Annotated in this window: 4 protein-coding genes and 1 pseudogene; all 5 read left to right on the forward strand. The window is 48.2% G+C overall.

The window, feature by feature from the left end; genetic code table 11:
• The first annotated feature begins 176 nt into the window (after positions 1–176).
• Complete coding sequence (locus FTT86_RS15655; protein WP_015060916.1) at positions 177–842, forward strand: tyrosine-type recombinase/integrase; 666 nt, start codon at positions 177–179, stop codon at positions 840–842.
• Positions 843–1,031: 189 nt separating this feature from the next.
• A complete protein-coding gene (locus FTT86_RS15660; RefSeq protein WP_024160783.1) occupies positions 1,032–2,198 on the forward strand; it encodes a tetracycline-inactivating monooxygenase Tet(X3) in 1,167 nt (388 codons plus the stop codon).
• A gap of 148 nt (positions 2,199–2,346) precedes the next feature.
• Positions 2,347–3,084, forward strand: a complete 738-nt coding sequence (locus FTT86_RS15665) for a recombinase family protein (RefSeq protein WP_001366550.1) — start codon at positions 2,347–2,349, stop codon at positions 3,082–3,084.
• Positions 3,081–3,305 carry a hypothetical protein gene (locus FTT86_RS15670; protein WP_000743213.1) on the forward strand — a complete coding sequence of 75 codons (225 nt, stop codon included), beginning with the start codon at positions 3,081–3,083 and terminating at the stop codon, positions 3,303–3,305. The genes FTT86_RS15665 and FTT86_RS15670 overlap by 4 nt, the downstream gene beginning before the upstream one ends.
• Positions 3,306–3,515: 210 nt before the next feature.
• A pseudogene (locus FTT86_RS15675) lies at positions 3,516–4,304 on the forward strand (IS91-like element ISVsa3 family transposase); the annotation flags it as partial.

Here is a 4,304-nt window from a genome sequence, read left to right on the forward strand (position 1 = left end):
GTAAATTTTCAGCGTTGCTGGCTCCCCGTCAGCCGGATTGGGTTGCATCGCAGGGGTGTCGAAAGAGTCAACTGCGGTCCAAAGCTGTTGGACTTGGGTGAAAAGGGCGTTTATTCTTCCTATACGTCGATCGATTGAATGAAGGACATATACAATCATTTCTCCGACATTTGGTTATGGAGCGAAAAGTTTCAATATCTTATCAAAACCAGGCAATCAATGCGATTAAGTTTTATTACGAACGTGTTTTGGGTGGACAACGGAAAACATATTTCATCGAAAGACCAAAAAAAGAAAAAACACTTCCTGTTGTGATGAGTGAAGAAGAAACCATTCGGGTACTACGCGCTATTGAAAACGTGAAACACAAGGCTATTCTGATGACTATTTATTCGGCAGGTTTGCGCATTTCTGAATGTATAAACCTGAAAATAAAAGACATTGACTCCAAGCGCATGCAAATTCGTATAGAACAGTCAAAAGGAAAAAGAGATCGTTATACCATTTTATCTGAGAAAACATTAATTATTTTAAGAACATACTTTATGGAATATAAACCAAAAGATTATTTATTTGAAGGTCAAAAAGGTGGCGCATACTCAAGCCGAAGTATTCAAAACATTTTTAAAGCAGCTGTTTTAAAAGCAAAGATTCAAAAGGAAGTTACTGTACATACCTTACGACATAGCTTTGCAACGCATTTGCTTGAGAATGGTACGAGTTTACGTTATATTCAATCGTTGTTAGGTCATTCAAGCAGTAAAACAACTGAGGTTTATACACATATTACCACCAAGGGAATGGAACAATTAAAAAGTCCGATGGATTTGTTAGATATATAGAAAGGATTTGTATATTTGAGCAAAACTTAACAAAAAGCACTATGAATATAAATCCTTTTGAGAGAGTAGAAACGAACGGTAAACGGTTGAAAACGGATTTGTCACTGATAATGAAAGGTTTAGCAAAATAAGATATAGTGGATATATACGCCATTTGGCGTATAGCCACTTGTTATGTGCCATTTTTGAATGACAATGCGAATAGATACGGACAAACAAATGAATTTACTTAGTGATAAGAACGTTGCAATAATTGGTGGTGGACCCGTTGGACTGACTATGGCAAAATTATTACAGCAAAACGGCATAGACGTTTCAGTTTACGAAAGAGACAACGACCGAGAGGCAAGAATTTTTGGTGGAACCCTTGACCTACACAAAGGTTCAGGTCAGGAAGCAATGAAAAAAGCGGGATTGTTACAAACTTATTATGACTTAGCCTTACCAATGGGTGTAAATATTGCTGATGAAAAAGGCAATATTTTATCCACAAAAAATGTAAAGCCCGAAAATCGATTTGACAATCCTGAAATAAACAGAAATGACTTAAGGGCTATCTTGTTGAATAGTTTAGAAAACGACACGGTTATTTGGGATAGAAAACTTGTTATGCTTGAACCTGGTAAGAAGAAGTGGACACTAACTTTTGAGAATAAACCGAGTGAAACAGCAGATTTGGTTATTCTTGCCAATGGTGGAATGTCGAAAATAAGGAGCTTTGTTACCGACACGCAAGTTGAAGAAACCGGTACTTTCAACATCCAAGCTGATATTCTTCAACCGGAAATAAACTGTCCCGGATTTTTTCAGCTATGCAACGGCAACCGATTAATGGCGGGACATCAGGGCATTTTATTGTTTGCCAATCCCAATAATAATGGTGCATTGTATTTAGGAATTAGTTTTAAAACGCCCGATGAATGGAAAAATAAAATTCCCTTAGATTTTCAGGACAGAAACAGCGTTGCCGATTTTTTATTGAAAAGATTTTCCAAATGGAGTGAAGTTTACAAACAATTAATACGTTCGGTATCAACATTTCAATGCTTGCCCACAAGGAAATTTCCTTTGAACAATGATTGGAAAAGTAACCGTCCATTACCCATAACAATGATTGGCGATGCTGCTCATTTGATGTCGCCTTTTGCAGGACAGGGTGTAAATACGGGATTATTGGATGCTTTGATATTGTCTGAAAACCTTACAAACGGAGAATTTACAAGTATTGAAAATGCCATCGAAAACTACGAACAACAAATGTTTGTTTATGCAAAAGATACGCAGGACGAATCGACAGAAAACGAAACCGAAATGTTTAGTCCCAATTTTTCGTTTCAAAAATTATTGAATCTATAAACAGTAAGAAAAAACGGCTACTAACAAGCAGTTTTGCAATAGTGGGGCAGAAGTGCAAAATTGAACTTGTGTGCTTCTATCAACTTTTGTACATTAGCTGCCAGTTTAAGATGGGTGCATTTGAGTATGCCCAAAGGAGCCCGCAAGTATGCGCAGGACGAAGCCAGTAGCCGCGCCGATGGTGGCGCGGGTCTATCTGCGCGTCAGCACCGACGCGCAGGACTTGGAACGCCAAGAGGCGATCACTACGGCCGCGAAGGCCGCCGGCTACTACGTCGCCGGCATCTACCGTGAGAAGGCATCCGGCGCACGCGCCGACCGGCCTGAGCTGCTGCGCATGATCGGCGACCTACAGCCCGGCGAGGTGGTCATTGCCGAGAAGATCGACCGCATCAGCCGCCTACCTTTGCCCGAGGCCGAGCGCCTGGTGGCCTCGATACAGGCCAAAGGCGCACGCCTGGCCGTCCCTGGCGTGGTCGATCTATCCGACCTGGCGGCCGAGGCCCAGGGCGTCGCCAAGATCGTGCTGGAAGCCGTGCAGATCATGCTTTTTCGCCTGGCCTTGCAGATGGCCCGCGACGACTACGAGGACAGGCGCGAACGCCAGCGCCAAGGCATTGAGTTGGCCCGCCAGGCCGGGCGGTACAAGGGCCGCCGTGCTGATCCGAAGCGCCGCGCCCAAGTTGTCGCGCTGCGCAAGTCCGGCTACAGCATCAACAAGACCGCCGAGCTGGCCGGGTACAGTGCGGCCCAGGTGAAACGGATATGGGCCGAGGTCAGCCAGGCCGAAGCGAAGCAGCACGGCGCGTTCGTGGAGGACGCATTGACGGAAGCCGATGCCCTGGCCGCTGTCGGCCAGGATGAGCGCCAGGAGGAAAGGGCATGAAGAAGCCGAACCAAGACGACGAGCCGTTTTTCATCACCGAGGAGATTGCGGCCGAAATGATCGCCGGCGGCTATGAGTTCGAGCTGCCGCCCATTCCTTGCACCATCCGCCTACGCGACGTGCTGGAGCGCATGACCGATGCTGAGCTAGCATTGCAGCCGGGCGAGATCGCCGACCAGGAGCGTGAACGCTGCCGGCGCAAGCCGTGTTCAACCTCATGATCTGGTCATGGTATTTTTCATGGCACTGAGCCTGATAGTTCTTGCAAATTGTTGTCACTAAAGGGTTTTGTGTGCTTGTTTACAATCGAGTGGGAGTGACGGGCACTGGCTGGCAATGTCTAGCAACGGCAGGCATTTCGGCTGAGGGTAAAAGAACTTTCCGCTAAGCGATAGACTGTATGTAAACACAGTATTGCAAGGACGCGGAACATGCCTCATGTGGCGGCCAGGACGGCCAGCCGGGATCGGGATACTGGTCGTTACCAGAGCCACCGACCCGAGCAAACCCTTCTCTATCAGATCGTTGACGAGTATTACCCGGCATTCGCTGCGCTTATGGCAGAGCAGGGAAAGGAATTGCCGGGCTATGTGCAACGGGAATTTGAAGAATTTCTCCAATGCGGGCGGCTGGAGCATGGCTTTCTACGGGTTCGCTGCGAGTCTTGCCACGCCGAGCACCTGGTCGCTTTCAGCTGTAAGCGTCGCGGTTTCTGCCCGAGCTGTGGGGCGCGGCGGATGGCCGAAAGTGCCGCCTTGCTGGTTGATGAAGTACTGCCTGAACAACCCATGCGTCAGTGGGTGTTGAGCTTCCCGTTTCAGCTGCGTTTCCTGTTTGCCAGCCGGCCCGAGATCATGGGGTGGGTGCTGGGCATCGTTTACCGCGTCATTGCCACGCACCTGGTCAAGAAAGCGGGCCATACCCACCAAGTGGCCAAGACGGGCGCGGTCACCCTGATCCAGCGTTTTGGATCGGCGCTCAATCTGAATGTTCACTTCCACATGCTGTTTCTCGACGGTGTGTATGTCGAGCAATCCCACGGCTCAGCGCGTTTCCGCTGGGTCAAGGCGCCGACCAGCCCAGAGCTCACCCAGCTGACGCACACCATCGCCCACCGGGTGGGTCGCTATCTGGAACGGCAAGGCCTGCTGGAACGGGATGTCGAAAACAGCTATCTGGCCTCGGATGCGGTGGATGACGACCCGATGACACCCCTGCTG

Origin of the sequence: Acinetobacter sp. YH01021 (genome assembly GCF_013420255.1) — a bacterium.
Classification (GTDB): Bacteria; Pseudomonadota; Gammaproteobacteria; order Pseudomonadales; family Moraxellaceae; genus Acinetobacter.